Annotated in this window: 27 protein-coding genes; 21 read left to right on the top strand and 6 right to left on the bottom strand. The window is 44.7% G+C overall.

What is annotated here, in order from left to right:
• Positions 1-10 precede the first annotated feature (10 nt).
• From holA to NO989_RS12360, 13 genes are all read left to right on the top strand, one after another.
• On the top strand, positions 11-1,039 hold the full coding sequence (gene holA / locus NO989_RS12420; protein WP_371342664.1) for a DNA polymerase III subunit delta: 1,029 nt from the start codon (positions 11-13) through the stop codon (positions 1,037-1,039).
• Between the two features lie 13 nt (positions 1,040-1,052).
• Positions 1,053-1,754 (top strand): nicotinate (nicotinamide) nucleotide adenylyltransferase, encoded by a 702-nt coding sequence (gene nadD / locus NO989_RS12415; RefSeq protein WP_371342663.1) that lies wholly within the window; start codon positions 1,053-1,055, stop codon positions 1,752-1,754.
• A 17-nt stretch (positions 1,755-1,771) separates the two neighbouring features.
• A complete protein-coding gene (rsfS, locus tag NO989_RS12410) occupies positions 1,772-2,089 on the top strand; it encodes a ribosome silencing factor (RefSeq protein ID WP_371342662.1) in 318 nt (105 codons plus the stop codon).
• Between the two features lie 116 nt (positions 2,090-2,205).
• On the top strand, positions 2,206-2,676 hold the full coding sequence (gene rlmH, locus NO989_RS12405) for a 23S rRNA (pseudouridine(1915)-N(3))-methyltransferase RlmH (protein ID WP_014949352.1): 471 nt from the start codon (positions 2,206-2,208) through the stop codon (positions 2,674-2,676).
• Between the two features lie 30 nt (positions 2,677-2,706).
• Positions 2,707-4,620 (top strand): penicillin-binding protein 2, encoded by a 1,914-nt coding sequence (gene mrdA / locus NO989_RS12400; RefSeq protein ID WP_014949351.1) that lies wholly within the window; start codon positions 2,707-2,709, stop codon positions 4,618-4,620.
• Positions 4,620-5,735 (top strand): rod shape-determining protein RodA, encoded by a 1,116-nt coding sequence (rodA, locus tag NO989_RS12395; protein ID WP_014949350.1) that lies wholly within the window; start codon positions 4,620-4,622, stop codon positions 5,733-5,735. The genes mrdA and rodA overlap by 1 nt, the downstream gene beginning before the upstream one ends.
• A 5-nt stretch (positions 5,736-5,740) precedes the next feature.
• The gene (locus tag NO989_RS12390; RefSeq protein WP_371342661.1) at positions 5,741-6,763 is read left to right on the top strand and encodes a septal ring lytic transglycosylase RlpA family protein; all 1,023 of its coding nucleotides are present in this window, start codon (positions 5,741-5,743) and stop codon (positions 6,761-6,763) included.
• A gap of 318 nt (positions 6,764-7,081) precedes the next feature.
• Entirely contained in the window at positions 7,082-8,266 is a 1,185-nt protein-coding gene (locus tag NO989_RS12385; protein ID WP_014949348.1) for a D-alanyl-D-alanine carboxypeptidase family protein, read from the top strand.
• Positions 8,267-8,367: 101 nt separating this feature from the next.
• Positions 8,368-8,631 (top strand): DUF493 family protein YbeD, encoded by a 264-nt coding sequence (gene ybeD, locus NO989_RS12380; protein WP_014949347.1) that lies wholly within the window; start codon positions 8,368-8,370, stop codon positions 8,629-8,631.
• Positions 8,632-9,303 (top strand): lipoyl(octanoyl) transferase LipB, encoded by a 672-nt coding sequence (gene lipB, locus NO989_RS12375; RefSeq protein WP_014949346.1) that lies wholly within the window; start codon positions 8,632-8,634, stop codon positions 9,301-9,303.
• Positions 9,296-10,258: a lipoyl synthase gene (gene lipA / locus NO989_RS12370; protein ID WP_371342660.1), complete on the top strand. Its 963-nt coding sequence runs from the start codon at positions 9,296-9,298 to the stop codon at positions 10,256-10,258. Before lipB ends, lipA begins: the two co-directional genes overlap by 8 nt.
• 190 nt (positions 10,259-10,448) lie before the next feature.
• Entirely contained in the window at positions 10,449-11,456 is a 1,008-nt protein-coding gene (ansA, locus tag NO989_RS12365; protein ID WP_039229460.1) for an asparaginase, read from the top strand.
• Positions 11,457-11,497: 41 nt separating this feature from the next.
• Positions 11,498-12,337 (top strand): DUF2797 domain-containing protein, encoded by an 840-nt coding sequence (locus NO989_RS12360; RefSeq protein ID WP_371342659.1) that lies wholly within the window; start codon positions 11,498-11,500, stop codon positions 12,335-12,337.
• Between the two features lie 100 nt (positions 12,338-12,437).
• On the opposite strand, the gene NO989_RS12355 is transcribed toward NO989_RS12360, so the two are convergent.
• Both NO989_RS12355 and NO989_RS12350 read right to left on the bottom strand, forming a co-directional pair.
• Positions 12,438-12,989, bottom strand: a complete 552-nt coding sequence (locus tag NO989_RS12355) for an NAD(P)H nitroreductase (RefSeq protein WP_014949342.1) — start codon at positions 12,987-12,989, stop codon at positions 12,438-12,440.
• Between the two features lie 169 nt (positions 12,990-13,158).
• Positions 13,159-13,770, bottom strand: coding sequence for a DoxX family protein (locus NO989_RS12350; RefSeq protein ID WP_371342658.1), 612 nt, complete (start codon positions 13,768-13,770; stop codon positions 13,159-13,161).
• 44 nt (positions 13,771-13,814) lie between these two features.
• Between NO989_RS12350 and NO989_RS12345 the strand changes: the two genes are divergently transcribed.
• The 3 genes from NO989_RS12345 to NO989_RS12335 all read left to right on the top strand — a co-directional run bounded on the left by NO989_RS12345 (position 13,815) and on the right by NO989_RS12335 (position 16,597).
• The gene (locus NO989_RS12345) at positions 13,815-14,006 is read left to right on the top strand and encodes a hypothetical protein (RefSeq protein ID WP_014949340.1); all 192 of its coding nucleotides are present in this window, start codon (positions 13,815-13,817) and stop codon (positions 14,004-14,006) included.
• 162 nt (positions 14,007-14,168) lie between these two features.
• A complete protein-coding gene (sppA, locus tag NO989_RS12340; RefSeq protein WP_014949339.1) occupies positions 14,169-16,034 on the top strand; it encodes a signal peptide peptidase SppA in 1,866 nt (621 codons plus the stop codon).
• A 47-nt stretch (positions 16,035-16,081) separates the two neighbouring features.
• Positions 16,082-16,597: a SprT family zinc-dependent metalloprotease gene (locus NO989_RS12335; RefSeq protein ID WP_039232687.1), complete on the top strand. Its 516-nt coding sequence runs from the start codon at positions 16,082-16,084 to the stop codon at positions 16,595-16,597.
• A gap of 44 nt (positions 16,598-16,641) precedes the next feature.
• Here NO989_RS12335 and yfbV read toward each other — a convergent pair whose 3' ends face one another.
• Entirely contained in the window at positions 16,642-17,091 is a 450-nt protein-coding gene (gene yfbV, locus NO989_RS12330) for a terminus macrodomain insulation protein YfbV (RefSeq protein ID WP_321825404.1), read from the bottom strand.
• 538 nt (positions 17,092-17,629) lie between these two features.
• Here yfbV and trxB point away from each other — a divergent pair.
• The 4 genes from trxB (at position 17,630) to infA (ending at position 20,405) form a co-directional block, all read left to right on the top strand.
• On the top strand, positions 17,630-18,595 hold the full coding sequence (trxB, locus tag NO989_RS12325) for a thioredoxin-disulfide reductase (RefSeq protein WP_014949336.1): 966 nt from the start codon (positions 17,630-17,632) through the stop codon (positions 18,593-18,595).
• Between the two features lie 50 nt (positions 18,596-18,645).
• On the top strand, positions 18,646-19,392 hold the full coding sequence (aat, locus tag NO989_RS12320) for a leucyl/phenylalanyl-tRNA--protein transferase (protein ID WP_321825403.1): 747 nt from the start codon (positions 18,646-18,648) through the stop codon (positions 19,390-19,392).
• On the top strand, positions 19,389-20,111 hold the full coding sequence (locus NO989_RS12315; RefSeq protein WP_014979201.1) for an arginyltransferase: 723 nt from the start codon (positions 19,389-19,391) through the stop codon (positions 20,109-20,111). Before aat ends, NO989_RS12315 begins: the two co-directional genes overlap by 4 nt.
• 75 nt (positions 20,112-20,186) lie before the next feature.
• Positions 20,187-20,405 carry a translation initiation factor IF-1 gene (infA, locus tag NO989_RS12310; protein WP_014949333.1) on the top strand — a complete coding sequence of 73 codons (219 nt, stop codon included), beginning with the start codon at positions 20,187-20,189 and terminating at the stop codon, positions 20,403-20,405.
• 177 nt (positions 20,406-20,582) lie between these two features.
• Here infA and clpA read toward each other — a convergent pair whose 3' ends face one another.
• Both clpA and clpS read right to left on the bottom strand, forming a co-directional pair.
• A complete protein-coding gene (clpA, locus tag NO989_RS12305) occupies positions 20,583-22,859 on the bottom strand; it encodes an ATP-dependent Clp protease ATP-binding subunit ClpA (RefSeq protein WP_014949332.1) in 2,277 nt (758 codons plus the stop codon).
• Between the two features lie 24 nt (positions 22,860-22,883).
• Positions 22,884-23,204, bottom strand: coding sequence for an ATP-dependent Clp protease adapter ClpS (clpS, locus tag NO989_RS12300; protein WP_014949331.1), 321 nt, complete (start codon positions 23,202-23,204; stop codon positions 22,884-22,886).
• 243 nt (positions 23,205-23,447) lie between these two features.
• On the opposite strand from clpS, the gene cspD reads away from it, so the two are divergent.
• Positions 23,448-23,666, top strand: coding sequence for a cold shock domain-containing protein CspD (gene cspD / locus NO989_RS12295; RefSeq protein ID WP_014949330.1), 219 nt, complete (start codon positions 23,448-23,450; stop codon positions 23,664-23,666).
• Between the two features lie 479 nt (positions 23,667-24,145).
• Here cspD and NO989_RS12290 read toward each other — a convergent pair whose 3' ends face one another.
• Positions 24,146-26,365 carry an NADP-dependent isocitrate dehydrogenase gene (locus NO989_RS12290; protein ID WP_075176505.1) on the bottom strand — a complete coding sequence of 740 codons (2,220 nt, stop codon included), beginning with the start codon at positions 26,363-26,365 and terminating at the stop codon, positions 24,146-24,148.
• Positions 26,366-26,684: the final 319 nt, after the last annotated feature.

The following is a 26,684-nucleotide window of genomic DNA, read 5'->3' as shown; positions in this document are numbered from 1 at the left end:
AGAATTTTTCATGCAGATTTATCCAAACCAATTTAGCCAAGATATCACCAAGGCACTTCGCCCGTGCTATCTGGTGTTTGGAGATGAACCCCAGCAGAAGTTTGATGTCATTGAGCAAATACGCGCTAAAGCAAAAGCCAATGGCTTTGAAGAGCGTACAGTACTAGTCGCTGAAACGGGCTTTAACTGGAATCAGTTGATTGAAGCCACACAAAGCATGTCGCTTTTCTCAAGCCAACAGTTTATTGAATTAGAGCTACCTACGGGAAAACCGGGCACTGAAGGCAGTAAAATGCTGCAAGAAGTCGCGGCATCATTAAACCCCGATATTTTGTTGCTGGTTCACGGCCCCAAAATTGGCAAAGACGTGCAGCGCGGCAAATGGTTTAAAGTGCTTGATGATATGGGCGCGTCGGTATTGTGTTACCCGCTGGAAGGCAAGCAGCTCAATGCATGGCTAAACCAGCAGTTAAATGCTCACCAACTCTCCGTATCAGCATCGGGTGCTAAGATGATTGCTGATTTCTGCGAAGGCAACATGCTTGCTGCTAAGCAAGAAATTGACAAGCTCGCCCTACTCTATCCACACCAGTCTATTTCAGACGAACAAATTGAAAAGGCGATGGTCGATCAGTCGCGCTTCAACGTGTTTCAACTGGTTGACGTTATGCTTAACGGCGACAGTACCCGCTGCATAAAAATGCTATATCGATTAGAGAGTGAGGGTCTGGAGCCTAACATCATTATTTGGGCGCTGATTCGAGAGTGGGAGCAGTTATGGAAACTAAAACTAGCGCAGCAAAGCGGCGCCCCCATTCAGTGGCAAAAATTCGGTATTTGGCGTAATAGACAAGGTTTTTATCAAAGTGCCTTGAATCGTCTGAGCGTCGCGCAGCTAGAAGACATCCAAAAAGCGTTGACTCAGTCAGATCACGCATTCAAACAAAATGTCATTGCCCGCCCTTACGTCGAAATGTGTCACTTGTGCATGATGTTCATGGGTATGGACCTTCGCGACATTCCTCTGTTACAGGCATAATGGGCAAGTCTAAGTGAGTCTTTCCGGCGCTTCTCGAGCAAATTCAACGGTGAAAGCCATTTTTGGTGGTACGTTTAATCCGCCGCATAAAGGCCATATTGGTGCGGCACTAAAAGCGGCAGATGAAATTGGCGTAAACCACGTTCATCTCATGCCTTGTAAATTAGCGCCGCATAAGTCAGTAGGTGTGTCAGAAATCCATCGGGTAAAAATGATTGAACTTTGCGCCCAAAACAATGACAGACTTATTCCAGAGTTAATTGAACTGACGCTTCCGTCCCCCTCTTATACAGTTAAAACACTGCGTGCACTTAAAGAGAAAAGCGATGACACAATCTGTTTTTTCATTGGCGCAGATTCACTGTATAATCTGGACAAATGGTACGAGTGGGAACACCTGCTCGATTATTGTCACTTAGTGGTTATGCGCAGAGACGATGAGAGATTTTCGCCTCCTCCCGCAATACAAGCTTGGTTAGATTGTCATGTGACTAACGATAAAAATGTTATTCACGCAAAGCCTGCAGGCCATGTAGTGTTAACCAACACACCGCTTTTTAATGTTTCATCTACTGAAATTCGTGACGTACTAGCAAGTGCTGCCACGTCCGAGAAATCGGGTACGCCAAACAGTTCAAATGCTGACCTATCTAACTTATGGTTAGAAGAAAGCGTTTTAGATTACATAAACGAACATCAGTTATATAAAAGTTAAGTAAGTGAGGAAAACTCTTGAAGAGTCAACAGCTCAAACAGTTTGTTAAAGACAAAATTGACGATATGAAAGGCCGTGATGTTATTGAACTAGACGTTCGCGGCAAATCAAGTATTACAGATACCATGATCATTTGTTCAGGTAACTCAAAGCGCCACGTTTCATCTATTGCAGAAAATGTCATGGTAGAAGCGAAGAAAGCGGGCCACGCACCTGGAAGTGTGGAAGGTAAGGAAACCGGCGAATGGGTTCTGGTTGATTTTGGTGATGTTATTTTGCACGTTATGCAAGATGAAACCCGTGATTTCTACCAGCTAGAGAAACTGTGGTCGTAGTGGCGTAAATGCTTGCTATAAACATGCAGTAACACGGTCAATAAAGGCCATACTCAAATGCGTATGGCCTTTATTGTATAAGTGAAATACTAATTCCTGCGGTAAGGGTAAAAGAAGTGCGTATACAAATCGTCGCGGTCGGAACAAAAATGCCAAGCTGGGTAAGTACAGGCGTGGATGAGTTTATTCGTCGTTTCCCTAGCGACATGCCAGTGTCCTTTACTGAAATACCCGCCGGAAAGCGAGGCAAAAACGCGGATATTAAGCGCATTTTGGAAAAAGAAGGCGAGCAAATGCTAGCCGCTATTCCCAAAGGAAATCGCATTGTTACGTTAGAAGTAACAGGTAAACCCTGGGACACTCCCACGCTTGCTAAACAACTCGACAATTGGAAAATGGACGGGCGCGACGTAAGCCTGCTTATTGGTGGTCCAGAAGGGTTAGCACCAGAATGTATTGCTGCGTCGGAACAAAAGTGGTCCTTATCAGCCTTAACTCTACCCCATCCACTTGTTAGGATCATTCTTACAGAAAGCTTATACCGCGCGTGGTCGGTGACGCAAAATCACCCTTATCACCGTGAGTAATTGGTCGCTTTATTAATGCAAAGGAAGTCAATGCAACGAAAACGTCAAGCAATACGGGACCACTCCGCTGAAGCGAACTTGTTCGCGCGCCGAGCGACCATTGCTTTTATTATTGTTGTGGCCATGTTGGGCATTGTACTTAACAACCTCTATTCTTTGCAGGTCACCCAATTTGAAGATTATCAAACCCGGTCTAACGGTAACCGAATTAAAGTGCTGCCCGTAGCGCCTAACCGCGGTCTCATTTATGACCGTAACGGCGTGCTTTTAGCCGAGAACCGTCCGGTTTTCAGTTTGGAAGTTATTCCAGAGCAAGTGGATGATATTGAACAAACCCTTGCAGATCTGACCGAATTAATGAGCATCACCAGCGATGAAATTGAACGCTTTCAATCTACGCTAAAAGGAACGCGGAGATTTAAACCCGTTGCGCTTCGCACTCAGCTAAGCGAAGAAGAAGTTGCTCTGTTCTCTGCCAGCAAACACAAGTTTCCGGGTGTTCAAATTGAAGCGCGTTTAGCTCGTCATTACCCTTATAAAGAAACGCTTACCCATGCACTGGGTTATGTTGCACGCATTAACAAGCGAGACTTACAAAAACTCGTTGAAGCAGGCCAAGAAGATAATTACGCCGCAACCCACGATATCGGTAAGCTAGGCATAGAGAAATATCACGAAGAGCTGCTTCATGGAAAAGTGGGTTATCAGCAGGTCGAAGTAAACAACCAAGGCCGAATTATTCGTGTACTCAGTGTTGAGCCACCAACACCGGGCAAAGATATCGTACTTAACCTGGATTTAGAGCTTCAGTTGGAAGCCCAGCGAATAATAGAAGGCATGCGCGGCGCTGTAGTGGTTACCGATGTTAAAACAGGTGGCGTACTGGCACTATATTCTAACCCTAGTTACGACCCCAATTTATTCGTGCACGGTATCAGCAGCAAGAATTACTCTGCGCTACTGAATTCGCCAGACCGCCCGCTAATTAACAGAGCGACACAAGGACAATACCCTCCCGCTTCTACCATTAAACCGCACCTTGGTTTTGTTGGACTAGAAGAAGGCATTATCACCAAAGACTACACCATTAACGATACAGGTCGCTATCAATTGCCAAATGTGTCGCACGTGTGGCGCGATTGGCGTCGATGGGGACATGGCAAAGTTAACGTATCAAAAGCAATAGAAGTGTCGTGCGATACTTATTATTACGAGCTAGCGTATAAATTGGGTATCGATAAAATCAGTGAATCTATGTACGAATTCGGATTCGGAGATTTCACGGGTATCGATCTTTATGAAGAATCAGATGCCAACATGCCTAGCCGAGGCTGGAAACGCGCTCGCTTTAATCAACCTTGGTATATTGGTGACACCATCCCCGTTGGTATAGGACAGAGCTATTGGACTACCACGCCGGTACAGTTAAATACATCGGTTAACACGCTGATCAATGCTGGCGAACGCTATATTCCACAAATCATTCGCGGTTATATGAACACCGATAGTTCTGTCGACCTTATCCCGCTTAAGTCGCTGCGGCCTATAGAGATTAAGAACCGTAACAATTTGGATGTGGTGTTAAACGCCATGCGCGATGTTGTGAGTGGCGAAGAAGGCGGCGCGCGTCATGCATTTGCAGATACCCCTTACGACTCTGCGGGTAAGACAGGAACAGCGCAGTTGTTTACCGTTGGCCAAAATGAAAAATATGACGCTACTAAAATTGATGAGCGTCTTCGAGACAATGCCATGTATGTTGGCTTTGCCCCTTTCAATGATCCAGAGATATCGGTAACCGTGGTCCTTGAAAACGTAGGCGGTGGTAGTAAGAACGCAGCACCTGTCGCCCGTCAAATCATGGATTTCTATTTCAGAGACCGAGTTTTTGAAACTGCCGAAGCTGACTCGGCAAACACTGACAATGAATTAGGGACAAACTAGTGAAGAGAACCACCATAAACCCTAATAAAGTAAGTTTTCTTCAGCGCATTCATATCGATGGCTGGCTGTTAGTCGGGCTACTCGTGCTAAGTTGTGTTGGGCTATTTACTCTGTACTCGGCGTCAGGTCAGGATATGGAGCAAATGGAGCGCCAGTTTATCAGGCTGGGATTTAGCTTTATCGTTATGTTCGGATTAGCCCAAGCCCCTTTGGGCGTGTTTAGGTTTTTCTCAACCTATGCCTATGGTGCAGGCCTGCTCATGCTAATTGCCGTTTTATTATTTGGTGATATGGGCAAAGGCGCACAGCGCTGGCTAGACCTGGGCTTTATCCGTTTTCAGCCCTCTGAACTGATGAAGCTTGCCGTGCCTATGATGGTTGCATGGTATATCAGTAAATTCACTATGCCGCCACGCACGACCCACATTATCGTTGGGTTTGGTTTGGTGGTCGTGCCCACCATTCTCATTGCAAAGCAGCCTGATTTAGGGACCTCGTTACTCATCGCCAGTTCAGGTATCTTTGCCATATTCCTGGCAGGTATGAGCTGGCGTCTTATTTCAGTAGTGGGCGGCCTCATTGGCGCGTTTGCGCCTGTGATGTGGTTCTTTTTAATGAAGGATTACCAAAAGCAGCGGGTTCTTACTTTTTTGAACCCGGAAAGCGACCCGCTAGGTTCTGGCTACCACATAATCCAATCTAAAATTGCCATTGGTTCCGGTGGTGTAGACGGCAAAGGCTGGTTACAGGGTACGCAGTCACAACTCGAGTTTTTACCCGAACGTCACACCGATTTTATCTTTTCAGTATTCAGTGAAGAGTTTGGTCTTACCGGTGTAATGTGTTTAATGGCAATATACATTTTTATAATTATGCGCGGCCTTATAATTTCTAGCCGGGCACAAGACGCCTATGCAAAATTGCTTGGTGGCAGTATTACCCTTACCTTTTTTGTTTATGTATTTGTAAACATGGGCATGGTGTCCGGATTACTTCCCGTGGTGGGTGTTCCCCTTCCTCTAGTGAGCTTTGGAGGAACATCTATGGTGACTTTAATGGCAGGTTTTGGCATTCTTATGGCCATTGCCACTCAGAAACGTTTAATGTCTAGATAACTTGTATGTTGCAGCGCCTTTTTTCGGTACTTGATTTTGTAAAAGCGGGTTTAGTTAATGCGGGTCTTGTTAACCAGAATCTGGCAAACGGACAGTTCTTTCGCTATGGCTCAGCTGTTTTTATAGTTTTGGCATTAGTGGGATGCCAAAGTGCACCTACACAATCTGGTCGCTATACTCAAAAGCAAGACTCAGCGCCTAAGCACGTTGCCAAGAAACCAGAAACACTTGATGCTGTGCCAAAATACGAAGCCTACCGCATGTTTAACAGCAGGCCCTACAAGGTACTGGGCAAGCAATACACGCCAATGGATAGTGGTAAGGGCTATGAAGAGGTCGGCTACGCCAGTTGGTATGGCCAGAAGTTTCACGGTCACTTAACCTCAAATGGCGAAACGTACAATATGTTTGCCATGAGCGCGGCTCACAAAACATTGCCACTGCCCTCTTACGTGCGTGTTACTAACTTGGAAAATAACAAACAAGCGATCGTCCGCGTTAACGACCGCGGCCCTTTTCACGATGATAGAATTATCGATTTGTCGTATGCAGCCGCAGTAAAACTAGGCTACCACAGCAAAGGCACAGCGCGAGTCAAACTTGAAGTTATCCACTTTGACGAACAAAACAATGTGACGGTGGGAAACAGTCCAACTGTTACTTACGATGAATACTTGGGTATTGCGGTAGTACCCGCACCGGCCTTGGCAGCAACTTCACCCACCCCGCCATTAGCCCCCTCTTCGAACACCGCGAATACCAACTCAAGCGGCAGTGAGAAAAGTAGCAACGCGGTAAGTGATGCGATTTATATTCAAGTTGCTGCGCTTTCAAACGCCGAGAAAGCAAAATCTATCTCTAACGTGCTATCGGCGTTATATCAAATTCCCGCTCACCTGCCAGTAGCAGATAACATTTATAAACTACAGTTAGGCCCTATCCACGATGAAGCAGTCGTCGCGGAGGTTCTCGAACAACTAAAGCAAAATGGCTATCCCAACGCTTACGCGATTACGCAGACCATGTAGTTAGTTGGGTTGTCGCACGCTCATAAAAACAACGACATTGTGGCAGCATTGTGTCATTCAGCAGGCAATATAACGGTTTCTTCGCCTAATACCTACAATCACGTAAACTTTTTTGATAAAACCTAGTCTTATAAGCAGCCTTTCGTTAAGATCTCTCGTCACCTCAGCTAATAAGTAGGTGAAACAACAGAATTCGGTTACGAACTGGACAAAAGCTAAAATTGGGTAGCCATGTTTTGCGGTCATCGTTTCGCGGTCATCGCAACAATAGGGTAAGCTTTAACTCACACGGATAAAACGGTCAAAGAAATTAGAACCATGCTCAGAATAATTCAACGCGCTAAACCGTCATTACTTTCATTTGCCTTTTTGGTTATAGGCACTTTACTACACACAGCAAATGCTGCCGTAGTCACTCCGCCTGCTCCTTCAGTTGCCGCAGAAGGTTTTCTTCTAACCGACTTTGAAACGGGTCATGTGATTGCATCTAAAAATGCGGACATGCAGCTTGCTCCTGCGAGCTTAACGAAAATAATGACTATTTATGTTATTGGCAAAGAACTACAGGCCGGTAACATCAGCTTAGACGACGAAGTGACTATCTCGGAAAACGCATGGGCGAAGAAATTCCCTGACTCGTCAAAAATGTTTATTGAAGTAGGTACACAAGTTTCAGTACGTGACTTACTACGTGGCATTGTTGTGCAGTCAGGTAACGACGCCTGTGTTGCTATGGCAGAACACGTAGCAGGTTCAGAATCTGCTTTTGCCAGCATGATGAATGCACACACGGCATCACTTGGCATGAGTGGTTCTCACTGGGTTAATGCTCACGGTCTTCACGACCCTGACCACTACACTACCCCTCGTGACATGGCGATTCTGTCTCGCGCGCTTATCGCAGAAACGCCAGAAATGTACAAGATTTATAGCGAGAAGGAATTCACCTACAACGGCATTAAGCAATACAACCGCAATAGCCTGTTGTGGGACAAAAGCTTAAACGTTGATGGCATTAAAACTGGCCACACGTCTGATGCGGGCTACAGCCTAATCACTTCTGCAGAGCAAGGCGGTATGCGTCTAATCTCTGTAGTCATGGGGACTGATAGCGAACGTGCACGTAAAGTTGAAAACAAAAAGCTACTTAAGTATGGCTTCCGTTTTTACGAGACACTTACGCCATACCAAGCCGGTCATAGTTTCGTTGCTCACCGCATCTATATGGGTGATAGAGAGACAGTAGACCTTGGAATTAATCAATCTACCCCCATTACTATTCCACGCGGTCAGGCGGCTAATTTAGAAGCTAACTTCGAACTTGATGACAAGCTTGAAGCACCACTTGCAAAAGGTCAGGTTGTTGGAAAACTTTATCTACAACTAGACGGTGAAGATGTGGCTAGTTATCCCCTAGTTACCCTTCAAGAAGTAAAAGAAGGCAGCTTCTTTAATCGCATGAAAGACTACATTATGCTTCAGCTAGGATTTGACGACGAGTAAACACCTTTACTGAATACGTTAAAAAGCTAGTTGTGAAGCGGCCAGATTTGTTACAATCTGGCCGTTTTTTTATATGATATTTTAAGTACCAAGGATATCGCATGGATACCCGTTTCGACGAATTACTAGATTTTCCAACAAACCAAACGTTTAAAGTCATGGGCGTTGCTCATGAAGACCTACCTCAACAGGTAGTGAGCTGCCTTCAGCAACACGCGCCAGGTGATTACTCGCCTAACGTAAAACCAAGTAGTAAAGGTACTTACCACTCGGTGTCTATCAGTGTGCGTGTAACCAGTAAAGAGCACATGGAAACCATTTACACTGAACTTGCCAAATTAGAGCTGGTTAGGGTTGTACTTTAAGTGAATGAGCAGTCGATAGCGTCTGACGCAAACGGCGTTATAGTGCGTCAGTTAGGGCGTCAGCCGTATGAGCCTATCTTCGAGGCAATGAAACGCTTCACCGATGAGCGAGACCAAAACACCCAAGATGAAATTTGGCTTGTTGAACACGATGCCGTCTTTACGCAAGGACAAGCAGGCAAAGCTGAACACATACTTATGCCTGGTGATATTCCTGTTGTTCAGGTTGACCGAGGTGGCCAAGTGACCTATCACGGTCCAGGCCAACAAGTAATTTATCTGATGCTAAACATAAAGCGCAGAAAGCTAGGTGTTCGCCATTTAGTCACTGCTATGGAAGAAGCAGTGGTCGGACTACTTGGAAAATACGGCGTAACCGCGTATCCAAAGCCCGATGCGCCTGGCGTATACGTCGATGAGAAGAAAGTTTGTTCATTAGGTTTAAGAATACGTAATGGCTGCTCGTTTCATGGCTTAGCTTTAAATGTTAATATGGACTTATCACCGTTTCAGCGTATTAATCCTTGCGGTTATGCCGGTATGGAAATGATCGATACCGCGCGCCTCAATGGTCCAACTACGCTTGAGACCGCTGGTAATGAATTAACGCATTTGTTGCTAGAAGCGCTTTCCATTGCACAGCCAACATACAAAGAAGGTTTTGATGAGTAATGCACGACCTCAAGCGGGGATAAAACTCCGTGATGATGAAAAAGTAAAACACATTCCCGTCACTATTATTCCTACTGAAAAGGAAGAAATGCTGCGCAAGCCGGAGTGGATTAAAATCAAGCTTCCTCGTACTACCGAGAAAATTGATCACATCAAACAGACACTTCGCAAAAACAACCTTCACTCTGTGTGTGAAGAAGCGAGTTGTCCTAACCTTGCCGAGTGTTTCAACCACGGTACAGCCACCTTTATGATTCTTGGTGATATTTGTACCCGTCGTTGTCCTTTCTGTGACGTAGCCCACGGTAAGCCACTGCCTCCGAGCGCAGAAGAGCCAGAGAAGCTGGCTAAAACCATTGCAGAAATGAATTTGCGCTATGTGGTTATTACTTCTGTTGACCGCGATGACCTTCGCGACGGTGGCGCTCAGCATTTCGTAGATTGTATTAACTCCATTCGCGAACACAGTCCAACAACGACAATCGAAGTATTAGTACCCGATTTTCGTGGACGTATGGATCGTGCACTTGAGATTTTCAAAAACGGCGTGCCTGATGTGTTCAACCACAACTTAGAGACGATCCCGCGTTTATACCGTGAATGTCGCCCTGGTGCGAATTACCAATGGTCGTTAGATTTGCTTAAAAAGTTTAAAGCGCAACACCCTGACGTGATGACCAAATCTGGTCTGATGATGGGTATGGGCGAAGAGAACGAAGAAATTCAAGGCGTACTTGATGATCTGCGCGCTCACAATGTGGACATGCTTACGCTGGGTCAATACCTTCAGCCAAGCCGTCACCACTACCCGGTTAAGCGCTACGTACACCCTAAGGAATTCGACGCCCTTGGTGACTACGCAAAAGAAATTGGCTTCACGCATGCAGCATGTGGCCCTATGGTCCGCTCGAGCTACCATGCAGACCAACAAGCAGCGGGTAAAGAAGTTAAGTAGTACCGAACCTCAGCATAGGGCTCAGCCTAACGTTGCTAAAAAGTTGATACAGAATAAAAGCGGTGATCTTCACCGCTTTTTTGTGCCTTCGTATTTCAGGGTGACAAACCCGTGGGTATTGTTAGAATGCCCGTCAAATTACGCTATCCCCTTTTGAAAAGTATTCCCAAATTAAGGGTAAGGTCATTTCATGCGCAAACATATATACATTGCCTATACAGGTGGAACTATTGGTATGAAGCCGTCTAAGCAAGGCTACGTACCCGCTGCAGGCTTCTTGTCAGACACACTGAAAAAGATGCCGGAGTTTCACCGCTCTGAAATGCCCCTTTTTACACTGCATGAATACGACAATCTTATCGATTCATCAGACATGGATCCGTCTGACTGGCAGCGTATTGCCGATGATATCGCCAACAACTACGACAAGTACGATGGCTTCATTATTTTGCACGGTACAGACACCATGGCATACACCGCCTCGGCGTTGAGTTTCATGCTTGAGGATTTGTCAAAACCTGTCATTGTTACCGGTTCTCAAATTCCACTGGCAGAGCTTCGCTCAGATGGTCAAGTCAACCTTCTAAACGCGTTATATGTTGCCGCGAACTTCCCCATTGCCGAAGTCGGACTGTTCTTCAACAACAGACTACTTCGTGGCAACCGCAGCCGCAAAGTAGATGCAGATGGATTCAGTGCCTTTGACTCCCCTAACTTTCCTCCACTGTTAGAAGCTGGCATTAATATTCGTCTGAAAGCCGGTGAATTAGCGAAGACACCAAATAACACCTTAACGGTATCGAACGTCAAAGCCCAACCGATCGGCATGGTTAGTTTGTATCCCGGTATTGCGCCAGAGGTCATTAAAAACACGCTGCAGCAACCGGTGAATGCACTGATTTTACTGAGTTATGGTGTGGGCAATGCACCTCAGAACCCTGAGCTTATTGCACAGTTAAAATACGCAAAAGCCAGAGAAATTCCTGTTTTGAATTGTACCCAGTGTATGCGCGGTCGCGTAAACATGGGTGGTTATGCCACTGGCCATGGCCTACAAGAAGTAGGAGTTTTATCGGGTAGCGATATGACGCCCGAGGCTGCCCTCGCGAAACTGCACTACTTATTAAGTAAAGGGCTTCCTTTTGAGGAAATAAGCCATCTATTAACGCAAAACTTGCGCGGCGAATTAAGCGACTAACAGCGTTACAAATAAAGTTTTTAAGAAAAAGGTTTCAACAAGTGACAACAACATATTCGGGTATGCTTAAAAAAATGCGTACCTCCGCCGATGAAAACAATACCGTGCACTACTCGCTTCCAATTGGTGATGAGTTGGTAGATATCAATTCTCTTATCGGCAAGGAAGTAACGGTAACCTACTCTGGTGAAATCAACTGTGTTCACTGCAACCGCAAAACCAAAAAAAGCTTCAACCAAGGATACTGCTACCCGTGTTTGATATCGCTGGCACAATGCGATAGCTGCATTATTAAGCCAGAAAAGTGCCATTACCACGAAGGGACGTGCAGAGAACCTCAGTGGGGTGAAGAACATTGCTTTAGTGAGCATTTTGTTTATTTGGCTAACACAGGTACGGTAAAAGTGGGCATCACTCGTCAAGTCACCGAAGGCGTGTCTACGCGGTGGATGGATCAAGGAGCTACGCAAGCTACCGTAATGCTGCGAGTTCCTGACAGGCTTACCAGTGGTTTGGTTGAAACGTTATGCAAAGATCACATTGCAGATAAAACCAATTGGCGAACAATGTTAAAGGGCAAACCTGACGAGGTTGATTTAGAACAGGTCAAAACCGAATTAATGGATAAAATTGAAAGTGAGCTAGAAGCGCTGAAGCAAGAAAAAGGGCTTCAAGCAGTATCAGAAGTGACTACGCCTATCCATGATATTCATTACCCTGTTGAAGATTATCCGGTAAAGATAAAATCTTTAAACTTAGATAAGACACCGTCATTTACTGGTGTATTGCAAGGTATCAAAGGGCAATACTGGATGCTAGATGGCGATCGCGTTATTAATATCAGGAAGTTCGCTGGTTATAATGTAGACCTATCTTTCTAGGCTAAATGTTAGGGTCTTATTTTAGCTTACTTATAAAAATAAGACCCTTCTTACCCGTCGCTAGCTATCTAATACGGCAGTTTATTCGAATAGGTATCAACTACTGCCAGAATTCAAAGTAGTCGTTACTATTTCTTTGCGGTTTAGGTGCAGGCTCAAACGCTGGTGTTCCTAAATATAAGAAACCTACCAGCTCGTCTTCTTCACTTAAACCTAATCCGTTTCTTACCGTCTCACAGTGTGCGTAGCCACCGGTGCGCCACATGCCGTTAAACCCTTGTGCTACTGCTGCCATTTGCATCGCCATAACGCCACAGCTTGCCGACGCTATCTGCTCAACACGCGGTACCTTTTCATGTTCCACATGCTTTGCGATGGCTACGATAACCATAGGTGCGCGGTGAGGAAGCTGCACGGCACGTTCAATTTCTTTCTGCGACTTTTCATTTTCAATAGCGGATTGCTCATAGAGTGCACCTAGCTTATCAAGCCCTTTTCCTGTGCACACGATAAAACGCCACGGAGTAAGACAAGCATGATCTGGGGCACGTAGTGCAGCCTGCATAATATTCTCTAAGGCATCTCCACTAGGTGCTGGCGCTTCCAATCGAGGCTGAGAACTTCTGTTGAGTAACAATGTTAATGCGTCCATTTACGTCCCTACTTTATTTTTTCGCGTTGCTGTTATCACGCTTCGATTTTCATAATCGAGAAAAGCGTGCCAACAACAATAATTTACCTAACCTGATTGCTAGATCCTACGGTTCATAAACGAAAAAGACCAGAAAATTCCGGCCTTTTGTACAGGAAATGGAGCGTCCCTAATTACTTTTAGAACGCATGGCTTTATTCACATAGTAATCGACACTAAAGAAGCGTCCACCACCATAGATAAACAAAACTAAAAGCATAATAAAATAGGTCGCAGCGAATTCGATGCCGTTGTTAAGTACCACAAAGTTACCGCTGGATGTAAGCCAGTCATAATGGCCATGCTCTTGTAACAATGATTTAGCTGCCGCAAGCTTTTCTGGCGCAGCCATAATGCTTTCATTCAGTAATATTGTACCGTCGGCTAACCATGAAGACGCATCAGCAATAGCGAGCCATCCATTCTTAGCGTGAACACTCATCATAGCGACTATCATGGTTACCATTAATGGAATACTCACCAAGCGCGTCAATGCACCCAATAACAATAGAACACCGCCCACGAGTTCTGCGGCTGTAGCTAAGAACGCCATTACCAAAGGCATTGGTAAACCAAGCCCATAATCATCGTTACCAAACCAATCTACAATACTGTCGAAACTGGATGCTTTATTCCAGCCAGCCTGTATCATCACTGGTGCTAAATACAAGCGTAATAAAAGTAAAGGAATGCCATCTGCCACTTGCAGTCGGGCTACGATTTGTTGGTAAATGTGGTTCATTGTTTTGCCTACTTTGTGTGATTAAGAAATAAGAACGGCACTTTATGAAAAAAATTTCATCGCGCGAAAATAAGCCCTCACCGTTTTTACGACTAATGAAAAAGGGCCATGGAAAAACCGGCTATAAAGCAAAGAATGGAAAATTTCTTATGACGATGAGCGAGGATAGTCACAAACGTATTGCCTCCCTCATTCGAAAGTGGCTGGAACAAGACGAAAAAAAGAACGCAGAATAAAAGTCATCGTAAGTCGCCGAAAACAAAGACACTCACAAAAAATTACAATTAAGTTCGCGATCTTACTCGATTTAGGTAACATAATAGAATGCAGTACGTGAGTAAGATATGCCTGATCTATCTTGCTCTGGTTAGTTAATTCAAAAAAAGGTAGTGATTAAAATGGCAGCCAAAGGAAATTGGACTAAATCCTTGTTTATTGGCTTGTGGACGGTGCTTAACTTCACCCGCAAACTTTTCTTTAATTTGATATTCATTGTTATTTTTGTTGGATTGATAATCGCAATAACTGGTCAGGACGATGAACAGTTTACCGTAAACAAAGACAGTGCTTTGTTTCTTACGCTTAACGGCAAGCTAGTTATAGAAAAAGAAAGCATTGATCCTTTCGAACAGTTCTTACAAGAATCGCTAGGCAGTGAACCTGAAAACCCAGAAGTATTGGTACGCGATGTAGTGAAAGTGCTTGAAAATGCGCAAAAGGATCGCCGTATTAAAGCTTTGGTTCTTGACCTTCAAGGTCTTACCGGCGGTGGTTTAGACAAGTTGCGCACCGTAGCTAATGCTATTGACGCATTTAAAGAGTCTGAAAAGCCCGTTTATGCCATTGGCGATTACTTTTCCCAAGACCAATATTACTTGGCAGCACACGCTGATAGCATCTATCTGAACCCAATGGGCGGGTTAATGTTTGAAGGCTACGGCCGTTATGGCATGTACTTCAAAGACATGCTAGAAAAGTTAAAAGTAACCACACATATCTTCCGGGTTGGTACTTATAAATCTGCTGTTGAGCCTATCATGCGAAATGATATGTCTGAAGAAGCAAAAGAAGCGGAGAAACAGTGGTTAGATGGTTACTGGGCACAATACAAAGCGGATGTAGCAGCAGCTCGCGGTATCGATGAAGCAAACTTTGACGAGACCCTTGAAGGTTTATTAGCAAAGTTTGAAGCGGCAGGCGGCGATTTCGCACAGTATGCGCTTGAGAATAATTGGGTAGACGCATTGAAGACCCGCGAAGAAGTAAGGTTGGAGCTTACTGAGTTAGTCGGTGAAGATGAAAACAATCACGGCGTTAACCTCACTTCGTTCAATACCTATCTTAAAGTTGTTAACCCGCCTATGCCGGTTATCGAGTCAGATATGGATAAAGTGGCGATTGTAGTTGCCAAGGGCACCATCTTAGACGGTAATCAAAAAGCCGGTACTATAGGTGGAGACAGCACCGCTCGTCTTTTAAGAAAGGCACGTCTAGACGACAACGTAAAAGCAGTGGTTCTTCAGATTGATTCTCCTGGAGGCAGCGCATTCGCCTCTGAAATTATCCGTCAGGAAGTGTTGCAGCTACAACAAGCAGGTAAGCCCGTTATTGCTTCTATGAGCACCTATGCAGCTTCAGGCGGTTATTGGATTGCAGCAAGTACCGATAGAATAATTGCAAGCCCTAGCACAATTACAGGCTCGATTGGCGTGTTTGGTATGTTTATGACCTACGAGAATTCACTGGATTATTTAGGTATTCACAGTGACGGTGTGGGCTCTACAGAGCTTGCAGGCTTCTCTACTGTGCGTCCACTAGCACCAGAATTCGGTCAAATTCTTCAGCGCAACGTTGAAAACACTTACGGAAACTTCTTGTCGTTGGTTTCAAATGCTCGTGGTATGTCGGTAGAAGAAGTGGATAGTGTTGCCCAAGGACGCGTGTGGATTGGCGAAGATGCCATTGAACTTGGCTTGGTAGACCAGCTTGGTACGGTTGACGATGCTGTAGTTGCTGCGGCCGAGCTCGCCGAGCTAGAGAATTATGATACGTTCTACGTACAACGTACGCTGAGTGCCCAGGAAATTTTCTGGAAGGAATTCTTTGGCCAGGCAATGACGTTTGTGGGCAAATGGCAATTTGCCCATGCCGACTCTGCACTGGTAAATGAATTTAAGCGCGTACTTAAAGAGTTCAGTTTAGTAAACCAACTAAACGACCCTAAGGGTACCTACGTGCTATGTTTACCTTGTGACGTTAAATAATACGCGCAGCAAATAAGTAGAAACAGTAAAAAGACAGAGGCAGCAACATCGCTTCAAATGACTTAACTCAAGAACAGCGTCGCGTTATTACCGACGCTGTTTTTTATTGCTATGAGCAAGCAGAGCAATACTTCAAGCAAACGTTCAAGCGCCCTACCATCACTTTTAGACGGTCGGGGAAAAATGCGGGCACTGCGTTTTTACAGCAAAACCGCGTGAATTTTCACCCACTTCTGTTTAAAGATAATATCGATGCCTTTTTAAGTGACGTGGTACCACACGAAGTCAGCCATTTGTTGGTATGGGTTCTGTTTGGCAGAGTTCAGCCCCACGGCAAAGAATGGCAGTCGATAATGCGCAGCGTATTTAACTGCACGCCTAATGCTACCCATCAATTTGACGTGAAACGGGTAGCCCGCACTTTTCATTATGTGTGTGACTGTGACACTTATGCGCTAAGTACACGCAGACACAATAATATTTTAAAAGGGGCACAATACAAATGTAGGAAGTGTCAGGCCTTGCTTCGCGCACCAGACGTTGGCAGCCTAAAAGCCAATTGACCCAAGACGCTGTCTGGCGAGCGGTATTTACAGGATACGTGCTGTTAATTAAACCAGTGTTTAGTAAATGCGTTGTCTAAATCGTTAAACGCTGTCTTAAGAAGTTGCGCTAGCTCTTTATATTTTGGTTTTGATTTAGCATTGGTCATAGCCACACCTTGCGAGCGCATTTTTGAGTGGATTTCTTGGTACCAGCTTTTCAGTTGTGGTGGAAGGTATTGGTCAGAGCGATGTCCTAGCCAAAGCAAACCTTGCATAGGCAGACTTAAGAAGAAAGCACCTATGGTAATGGTTTGAGGTAGATAATCGGCGCCTAAATTCTGATAGAGCAGCGCGCATGAAACCATTGCCACTGGCGGCATGGTTTTAATTGCAAACTTAGTCGCTGCTACAACTCTACACTCTGGGAAAAAGGCATAGAGTTCTTTTCTTACAGGCCATGTCTTCATGTACTGCTGACCGTTTTTCAACATTGTCATTATTGATTGAGACATGCCTCACCTCTTTGATAAACCTTACTATCAGCATTAATACTGATATCACTCACGTCATTATTCGATAGTTATAACTAAATTGTAATCCGCTTTTTGGCTAATACAAACTGGTTCTTCTAAATCAGTACGTAATTACAGCAATAAACTATCAACATCGATCTTATCAAATACGATTGCACTGTAGTTAATTAAGTTTCGTTGATGTGGCGGCTGCCTTATGGTCTGCTGTGAAGATCGGCGTTGTGTAACTAACACACCGTACGTTAATAATTAAAAGGTATAAGTTCAATCTATCTTTAAGTGACATTTTTCTCGCTTAAAGGCATCATATAGCGCTTAAGCCTAAACATTGTCCTGCATGGCTTTGTTGTTACTTTTGTTAAAGCAAGTGAATAACGACCTGCAGATGTTGCGCTGGCAAATTACTATAATAAAAGTAACTAGGTGTTGAGCTTGATTTACAGATTTTCGCCCCTACCTAGCTTTCTAAGAGAAATTTTATAAGTAACCCTATTGGGTGAATTATTTGGAGAGGAAAATGGCAGAAAGCAGACACGTCCGTCTACTTATCTTGGGTTCAGGCCCTGCAGGTTATTCAGCAGCGGTTTATGCTGCACGTGCAAACCTTAAACCTGTACTGTTAACTGGTATTCAACAAGGCGGACAGCTTACTACCACGACAGAAGTAGAAAACTGGCCGGGCGATCCTGAAGGCCTTACTGGTCCTGATCTAATGGTTCGTATGCAAAAGCATGCTGAAAAGTTCGATACTGAAATTATTTTCGATCACATCAATAAGACCGACTTTTCGAAGCGCCCTTTCACGCTTTACGGAGATAGCGGTACTTATACGTGTGACGCACTAATTATTGCTACAGGTGCTTCGGCTAAATACCTTGGTCTTGAATCAGAGCAAGCGTTTATGGGTAAAGGTGTATCTGCTTGTGCAACCTGTGACGGTTTCTTCTACCGCAATCAAAAAGTAGCGGTAATTGGTGGTGGTAACACCGCTGTTGAAGAGGCGCTTTACCTTTCAAACATTGCATCAGAAGTACATGTTATTCACAGAAGAGATAGCTTTAGAAGTGAAAAAATTCTTGAGCAACGCCTTCGTGATAAAGCAGAAAACGGTAACGTGGTATTACACTTAAACCGTACACTAGATGAAGTGCTCGGTGACGAAATGGGTGTAACCAAAGTCCGTATTAAAGATACGAACAGTGATGCCACTGAAGAGCTTGATGTTATGGGTCTATTCGTTGCTATCGGTCACAAACCGAATACCGATATCTTTGATGGGCAGCTTGAAATGAAAGATGGCTATATCGTTGTAAACAGCGGTACAAACGGCAATGCGACGCAAACAAGCGTTGAAGGTGTGTTTGCTGCAGGTGACGTGAGCGATCATATTTATCGTCAGGCCATTACATCAGCAGGTACAGGGTGTATGGCGGCGCTAGATGCTGAAAAATACTTAGATGGTACGATGCCTGAACAAGGTTAATACTGTTTCCCAAGCCCTGCTGTTCAGTGGGGCTTTTTTCTGGCCCGATTATGATAGCGTTACATTACATCGAAGAAGGCGCGCCCTTCCCTCCAGTCGACACTGCATTAGACGAACCTAACGGCCTGCTAGCATTTGGTGGCGACCTCAGCCCTGCACGTTTATTTTCTGCCTACTCACAGGGCATTTTTCCTTGGTTCAGTGATGACGAACCCCTGTTGTGGTGGTCTCCCGACCCCAGAGCCATTATTGATCTCGACAATTTTGTCGCATCGAAAAGCCTTAAGAAGCTTGCTCGAAAACAAAAATACACGGTAACGCTAAATTACGCGTTCGACCGTGTCATTGAAGCCTGTTCATCAACCCCTCGTAAAAACCCAAACACAGGTGAACTCAATAGCGAAACATGGATTACCGATGACATGATTGCGGCTTACCGGCAGCTCAATGGTTTGGGTTTAGCACACTCTGTGGAAGTTTGGGACGGCGAAACATTGGTGGGTGGACTATATGGCGTTGGAATTGGCAAGGTATATTGCGGTGAATCGATGTTTCACCGGGAAAGTAATACGTCAAAACTTGCTATGATGGCGTTGGTTGAGCACATGAAGTCTCACGATATGGCCTTTATTGATTGCCAGCTTCCTACCGATCATTTGGCATCCCTTGGTGCGAATGTGTTATCCCGTGAAAACTTTATTGAAAAACTGGAAAACAACAACCACACTTTAACTGAAGACGGTAGGCTGTCAGAAGACTACCTTAATAGTTGGAAGCCAAGAGTGATTACTCCGTGAAGTTTGGTATAACCCAATCATTTTCATGTAGCTATTTGCCCGATGAGCAAGAGCAATTATTAGTATACGCCGAAAACAATGATTTTCAGGCGTGGCGATACTCGCAACTTATTCAAGTGGGATTTCGACGAAGCGGTGAACAAATTTACCGTCCACACTGCCCAGCCTGCAAGGCGTGTAAGTCGGTGCGAATTCCGGTGAATGCTTATACCCCCTCTCGCAGTCAAAAAAGGCTGTTAAAGGCCAACCAAGGGTTTCGCGTTCAGCTAGTTAGTGAAACTAAAAGCACATACTACCCGTTGTATGAACGCTACATTACGGAGCGACATGCCGACGGTAGTATGTATCCGCCGTCACGAACCCAGTTCGACAATTTCGTTTTGTGTGATTGGATGACAACCCATTACCTAGAGGCCTATGATGGCGACAAGCTCATTGCAGTGGCTGTCACTGACGTTGTCGATGCTAACGAACATATGGGTGCACTCTCTGCGCTCTACACGTTTTTCGACCCTGAGTATAGCTCTGCATCTTTAGGTACATGGATGATACTCATGCAAATTGAGGAAGCGAGGCGTTTAGGCCACCACTATGTTTATTTGGGCTATTACGTAGAGGGTTGTCAAAAAATGTCTTATAAACACAAATTTTTGCCATTTGAGCAGTTTAGTGACAATGAATGGCATCTATTTAGCAAAAATAGTAAAATACCCACTTAATTGCTTTACACCGAACCCAAGATTGGGTAAGGTCTGCGCGGCAAAAATTTTGAATTACTGAGGTAACTGCTTTACATGGCAAAAGAAGATTGTATTGAAATGGAAGGTACTGTGTTAGACACGCTACCTAACACTATGTTCCGCGTTGAACTAGAAAACGGTCACGTAGTGACTGCACACATCTCTGGTAAAATGCGTAAGAACTATATCCGTATTCTTACTGGCGATAAGGTCACCGTTGAGATGACTCCTTACGATTTGACCAAAGGTCGTATCGTTTATCGCGCAAGATAATGAGCCATTTAAGCGGTAACGCATAAAAAAAGCCCGATTAAGATCGGGCTTTTTCGTATCTGAGTTTTACCTATTTCATCCTCGAAGCACTATCGCTAAAAACAAAGTTACTAACGAAGATATAGCGCTTGATAGACGACATTAGTCTTTCTACCTAGCGCTACATGCTTTATTACATTAGGTTGGCTCTGCTTCTTCAGACGTTGCACCTACACCTGTGTACTCAAAGGTAAGTTTGTCATCAACGCAGTCTACTTTAACGTTTCCGCCTTTAGATAACTCGCCAAACAATAGCTCGTTCGCTAACTCTTTCTTCAGGTCATCTTTAATGACGCGCGCCATAGGACGTGCTCCCATTGCCTTATCATAGCCTTTCTCAGCCATGTAAGCGCGGGCTGCACTGGTGACCTCTAGCGACACGCCTTTAACGTCAAGCTGTGCCTGAAGCTCAATAATGAACTTATCTACCACCTGCAAGATAATTTCAGGATCAAGATGGTTAAACCAAATAATACCGTCCAGGCGATTTCTGAATTCAGGTGTAAACACCTTATTGATTTCAGACATCGCATCGTGACTGTGATCTTGCTGCTTAAAGCCAATAGATTTACGTACGGTTTCTTGAACACCTGCGTTGGTGGTCATCACTAACACCACGTTTCTAAAGTCAACCTTACGTCCATTGTTATCAGTGAGCGTACCGTGGTCCATAACCTGAAGAAGAATATTGTAGATATCGCTATGCGCCTTCTCAATTTCATCTAACAGCACTACTGAGTACGGGTTTTTGATTACCGCATCTGTTAACAGACCGCCTTGATCAAAACCAACGTAACCAGGAGGCGCACCAATGAGGCGGCTAACTGCATGACGTTCCATGTACTCAGACATATCAAAACGTACAAGCTCAACACCCATGATTTTAGCCAGCTGTTGGGTTACTTCTGTTTTACCAACACCGGTTGGACCGGCAAATAAGAAGCTACCAATTGGTTTTGCTTCAGCTCCAAGTCCAGAACGTGATAGCAATATAGCGTCATTAAGCGTCTCTATAGCCTTATCCTGACCAAACACAACCATTTTAAGGTTGCGGCCAAGGTTCTTAAGCACCTCTTTGTCAGAAGCTGATACAGACTTCTCAGGGATACGCGCCATTTTTGCAATAATTTGCTCAATGTCGCCCACACCTATCGTTTTTTTGCGCTTAGAAGGCGGCAACAAGCGCTGGCTTGCGCCTGCCTCATCCATTACATCAATGGCTTTATCTGGAAGATGACGCTCGTTGATGTATTTAGCCGACAATTCCGCCGCAGCTTGAATCGCCTTTTGAGTGAAACGCACATTGTGGTGCTCTTCGTAGCGACTCTTAAGGCCAAGCAATATCTTTGTGGTATCGCTGACGCTAGGCTCAGTAACGTCAACTTTCTGGAAACGACGTGCAAGGGCGCGGTCTTTCTCAAAAATACCTTGATATTCTTGATATGTAGTTGAGCCGATACAGCGTAGTTCACCGCTTGATAGCTTAGGCTTAAGTAAATTTGACGCATCCATTACACCGCCCGACGCAGCGCCAGCACCAATAATGGTATGGATTTCATCAATAAACAAAATGGCGTTCTTGTCTTTGCCAAGCTCTTTCAGAATTGCTTTCAAACGCTTCTCAAAGTCACCACGGTATTTGGTACCAGCAAGAAGGCCACCTAAATCCAGTGAATAAACGGTACTTTCAGCAATAACATCAGGCACGTCTTCGTTAACGATTCTGTATGCAAGACCTTCTGCGATCGCCGTTTTACCTACGCCCGCTTCACCCACAAGCAGCGGGTTGTTTTTGCGACGACGACATAGAATTTGAATAGTGCGCTCTACTTCCGAATCGCGGCCAATCAACGGGTCTATTTTGCCGTCTTTCGCATGACGATTTAGATCAGTTGCGTATTTGCTTAATGCTGAGCCACCTTCTTCGCCTGCTTCAGCCTCTTCCGACGCTTCAGGGTTTACAGGCTCATCATCATCCGCTTTGCTTACGCCATGGCTAATGAAGTTCACCACATCCAAGCGCGTTACATCCGCCTTCTTGAGAATATAAACGGCCTGAGACTCTTGCTCGCTGAATATAGCAACAAGTACGTTGGCGCCAGTGACTTCGTCCTTACCAGACGACTGAACGTGGAATACCGCACGCTGCAGCACGCGCTGGAAACCGAGCGTGGGCTGAGTTTCGCGTTCGTTTAACTGGTCATCTAAAATGAGAGGCGTAGTATCTTTAACAAAAGCTAACAGTTCGCTTTTAATTGCCTCAATATCGGCACCACATGCTTTGAGCGCATCGCGAGCAGCTGAGTTATCAAGCAATGCCAACAACAAGTGCTCAACCGTCATAAACTCATGACGATGCTCTCTGGCAAATACAAACGCGTTATTTAACGTTTGTTCTAATTCTTTATTTAACATATTGCTCGCCCTCTACAAAAAACCTTATGCCTGCTCCATCGTGCACATCAACGGGTGCTGATGTTTGCGTGCGTACTGATTAACCTGCATCACTTTTGTCTCTGCTATCTCAGCAGTAAAAATGCCACACACGGCTTTTCCTTGATAATGAACGGTCAGCATAAGTTGGTTGGCTTTCTCAGCGTCCATATTGAAAAACTGCATGAGTACCTCAATGACAAAATCCATCGGTGTATAGTCGTCATTGTTCAACAACACTTTATACATGGGAGGCGGCTGCGGCTTCTGTCGCTGCGCGTCTTTCTGTTTTTCCTTTTCGATACTAATAGCGTTGTCTTTACTCATAACTTAATAATAGTGGTTTAATGGCACATATGTGTACAAACTTTTGGATAAATTTATTCACATTTGCCCTTGACATAATATGGTTAAAAAATCTACATTTTGTATAGTGGTTTTGAGTATTGCACGTTAGCTACGACATAACTTACTGCGTAGCAGCTACAATCAATACTCTTTCCACCGTGTCTCCGGATCTATAATGGGGGCATATACTCGTGAGTTCAAGGATTAAGAGGAAGTCGAAGTATGGCGGTTGGCAAAGTTAAATGGTTTAACAACGCAAAGGGTTTTGGATTTATCGTTCCTGAGGACGGCGGCGAAGATATTTTCGCGCATTACTCTACGATTCAAATGGAAGGCTACCGTTCGCTAAAAGCGGGTCAAGAAGTAACGTTCGAAGTTCAGCAAGGGCCTAAAGGTCTTCACGCTGAGAACATTGGCTTCAAAGAAGAACCAGAGCGTTAAGAAAAGAATTTTTAAAGCCTGACCTTTTACGTCGGGCTTTTGCTTTTCTTGCCATTCAAAATGTGTAGGTGCAGTAAAGCGCCTGTGCGGATAAGTGCGTTTAAATTTTCCCCACAAAAATAAGCATTACGTTATCTTAACGTTGTGTATTAAAGTTGCGTACTAGTTCAAATTAGACAATCAACGAGCTTTTTTCCTGTTCCTTTTATCTCCCGCTTATACATTCGTTTCCAAAACATAAGGTATATCGCCCTACCCCTTATTACCCCTTATACCAGTCCGCGTAGACCATTGCCTACTCAGCTAGGCTTAAAATGTTCGTAATCGCCGCGTGTTAGCGCAGGTATAGTGGTTCTACATAAAAAAAGCCCTCTCGTTTGAAGAGAGGGCTTTTAAACCTTGTTTTGAAATAGCTTCTCAGGTTTGAGAGTACTATTCTATGCGCTAGACCTATAAGCCTAACGCATATACACAAAATACTATGCGCCTAAGATAGCTTTTAATGTCTTACTTGGAGACATGGTTGCGAAAAGCTTGTCTTCGTCAGGGTAGTAGTAACCACCAATTTCTTGCGCGCTACCTTGCGTTGCATCAATCTCAGCCAAGATGTCGTCAATTTTCGCAGACAACTCTTCATACACTGGCTTAAATTGCGCAGCTAGATCTGCGTCTTCCGTTTGGTTCGCTACTTCTTCAGCCCAGTATAGACCTAGGTAAACATGGCTACCACGGTTGTCCAACTGACCTGCTTTACGAAGCGGAGACTTACCGTTGTTTAGTAGTTTTTCCGTTGCTTTATCAAGTGCAGTAGCAATAACTTTTGCTTTGGTGTTGCTGTGCTTAATAGCAACATCTTCTAGCGATACAGCAAGTGCCAGGAATTCACCGAGTGAGTCCCAACGCAAGTGACCTTCTTCAACGAACTGTTGCACGTGCTTAGGTGCACTACCGCCCGCGCCCGTTTCATAAAGGCCGCCACCAGCCATCAACGGAACAATTGATAGCATTTTAGCACTGGTACCAAGCTCTAGGATTGGGAACAAATCAGTAAGGTAATCACGAAGTACGTTACCCGTCACTGAAATGGTATCCAGACCGCGAATTGCACGTTCCATGCTGTAGCGAATAGCGCGTACAGGAGACATAATTTGAATATCTAGACCGTTGGTATCATGGTCTTGTAGGTACTTTTCAACTTTCTTGATAAGTTGCGCATCGTGAGCACGTTCGTCATCTAGCCAGAATACCGCAGGCATACCAGATTGACGTGAACGCGTTACCGCTAGCTTAACCCAATCTTGAATAGGTGCGTCTTTCACCTGACACATACGCCAGATATCACCTTCTTCAACATCGTGAGAAATAAGAACATTGCCGTCTTGGTCAACAATTGAAACAGTACCGTCTGCTTCTAGCTCAAACGTTTTGTCATGTGAACCGTACTCTTCGGCTTTTTGTGCCATTAAGCCAACGTTAGGAACCGTACCCATCGTTGTAGGGTCGAATGCACCATGCGTTTTACAGAAGTTGATAACTTCTTGGTAAATGGTTGCATAAGTACTTTCTGGAATAACTGCTTTAGTGTCGTGCGCCTTTCCATCTGGTCCCCACATTTGACCCGAGTTACGGATCATTGCAGGCATAGAGGCATCAACAATTACGTCACTAGGTACGTGAAGGTTCGAGATACCTTTGTCAGAGTTAACCATCGCAATTGGCGGACGGTCGGCATAACATGCGTTGATATCTTTTTGAATTTCAGAGCGTTGGCTCTCAGGTAGGCTTGCAATTTTGTCGTAAACGCTACCAAGACCATTGTTAGGGTTAACCCCTAGCTCTTCAAACAGGTCACCCCATTTGTTGAATAGATCTTTGTAAAATACTTTTACACAGTGACCGAATACGATTGGGTGAGACACCTTCATCATGGTCGCTTTTACGTGTAGTGAGAAAAGAATGCCTGTGTTTTTCGCATCTTCAATTTGCTCTTCGAAGAATTCACACAGCGCTTTTTTGCTCATAAACATGCCGTCGATAACTTCGCCAGCTAGCAAATCTACACGCGGTTTAAGGGTTTTCTTGCTGCCATCTTTACCCGTAAATTCGATGCTAACGTGACCGTCTTTCTCAACTGTCACTGATTTCTCACCAGAGTAGAAATCACCACCGCGCATGTGCGCTACGTGCGAACGAGAAGCTTGAGACCACTCACCCATTGAATGCGGGTGCTTACGGGCATAGTTCTTCACCGCTGTCGGTGCACGACGGTCCGAGTTACCTTCACGTAGCACAGGGTTTACCGCACTACCTAATACTTTACCGTAACGCTCGCGAATTTCTTCGTCTTCAGCTGTTTTAGGTGAATCAGGGAACGCTGGTACGTTAAAGCCTTTTGCGTTTAATTCTTTGATAGTTGCACGAAGCTGTGGAATTGAGGCACTGATGTTTGGAAGCTTGATGATGTTAGCGTTCGGGTCTTGGGTCATCTCACCCAGTTCAGCTAGCGCGTCTGGCACTCTTTGCTCTTCAGAAAGATACTCAGGGAAATTTGCCAAAACACGTGCAGCAAGTGAAATATCGCTTAGCTCAACGTCGATATCTGCAGCCGCAGCAAACTTCTGGATGATAGGAAGAAGTGAGTAAGTCGCCAGCATTGGCGCTTCATCAGTCTTCGTGTAGATGATCTTAGACTTGGTCATTATATACCTCAATTTTCTCGACAGGGTACTGTCGTCTTTAGTCCATTAGGTCGCAACAACCCGCAACATGTTCATGTCACGCCCACAGTCATTGCGAAACGTATTTGATGTTTTCCACCTTTTGCTTTTATTAAGCACTAGGTCACTTGCTGTTTTCTTCCCTACATATTATTCAATTCCCTATGTTAGCAATATGCATCTCATGGCTTTGCACTCGACTACCTAGTCGTACGCAATTTCGAGATACGATGTATAAGCAAGCCCGCTTATCACTGCTAAAACTGTCTAATAATTATGCAGATGCGCTCTCTTATAAAAA

This window comes from Alteromonas sp. DY56-G5 (assembly GCF_041414725.1).
Classification (GTDB): Bacteria; Pseudomonadota; Gammaproteobacteria; order Enterobacterales; family Alteromonadaceae; genus Alteromonas; species Alteromonas macleodii.
Note: the sequence above shows the minus strand (reverse complement) of the source record. Positions and strands in the feature narration are given on the sequence as shown.

What these genes read in the sequence shown, in the direction of transcription:
- clpS (WP_014949331.1), bottom strand. Translation starts at nt 23,204, where the DNA reads ATGAGTAAAGACAACGCTATTAGTATCGAAAAGGAAAAACAGAAAGAC.
- ansA (WP_039229460.1), top strand. Translation starts at nt 10,449, where the DNA reads ATGCGCAAACATATATACATTGCCTATACAGGTGGAACTATTGGTATG.
- infA (WP_014949333.1), top strand. Translation starts at nt 20,187, where the DNA reads ATGGCAAAAGAAGATTGTATTGAAATGGAAGGTACTGTGTTAGACACG.
- clpA (WP_014949332.1), bottom strand. Translation starts at nt 22,859, where the DNA reads ATGTTAAATAAAGAATTAGAACAAACGTTAAATAACGCGTTTGTATTT.
- yfbV (WP_321825404.1), bottom strand. Translation starts at nt 17,091, where the DNA reads ATGTCTCAATCAATAATGACAATGTTGAAAAACGGTCAGCAGTACATG.
- cspD (WP_014949330.1), top strand. Translation starts at nt 23,448, where the DNA reads ATGGCGGTTGGCAAAGTTAAATGGTTTAACAACGCAAAGGGTTTTGGA.
- NO989_RS12290 (WP_075176505.1), bottom strand. Translation starts at nt 26,365, where the DNA reads ATGACCAAGTCTAAGATCATCTACACGAAGACTGATGAAGCGCCAATG.
- trxB (WP_014949336.1), top strand. Translation starts at nt 17,630, where the DNA reads ATGGCAGAAAGCAGACACGTCCGTCTACTTATCTTGGGTTCAGGCCCT.
- aat (WP_321825403.1), top strand. Translation starts at nt 18,646, where the DNA reads ATGATAGCGTTACATTACATCGAAGAAGGCGCGCCCTTCCCTCCAGTC.
- holA (WP_371342664.1), top strand. Translation starts at nt 11, where the DNA reads ATGCAGATTTATCCAAACCAATTTAGCCAAGATATCACCAAGGCACTT.
- sppA (WP_014949339.1), top strand. Translation starts at nt 14,169, where the DNA reads ATGGCAGCCAAAGGAAATTGGACTAAATCCTTGTTTATTGGCTTGTGG.
- NO989_RS12345 (WP_014949340.1), top strand. Translation starts at nt 13,815, where the DNA reads ATGAAAAAAATTTCATCGCGCGAAAATAAGCCCTCACCGTTTTTACGA.
- lipA (WP_371342660.1), top strand. Translation starts at nt 9,296, where the DNA reads ATGAGTAATGCACGACCTCAAGCGGGGATAAAACTCCGTGATGATGAA.
- NO989_RS12355 (WP_014949342.1), bottom strand. Translation starts at nt 12,989, where the DNA reads ATGGACGCATTAACATTGTTACTCAACAGAAGTTCTCAGCCTCGATTG.
- NO989_RS12390 (WP_371342661.1), top strand. Translation starts at nt 5,741, where the DNA reads ATGTTGCAGCGCCTTTTTTCGGTACTTGATTTTGTAAAAGCGGGTTTA.
- mrdA (WP_014949351.1), top strand. Translation starts at nt 2,707, where the DNA reads ATGCAACGAAAACGTCAAGCAATACGGGACCACTCCGCTGAAGCGAAC.
- NO989_RS12350 (WP_371342658.1), bottom strand. Translation starts at nt 13,770, where the DNA reads ATGAACCACATTTACCAACAAATCGTAGCCCGACTGCAAGTGGCAGAT.
- ybeD (WP_014949347.1), top strand. Translation starts at nt 8,368, where the DNA reads ATGGATACCCGTTTCGACGAATTACTAGATTTTCCAACAAACCAAACG.
- NO989_RS12385 (WP_014949348.1), top strand. Translation starts at nt 7,082, where the DNA reads ATGCTCAGAATAATTCAACGCGCTAAACCGTCATTACTTTCATTTGCC.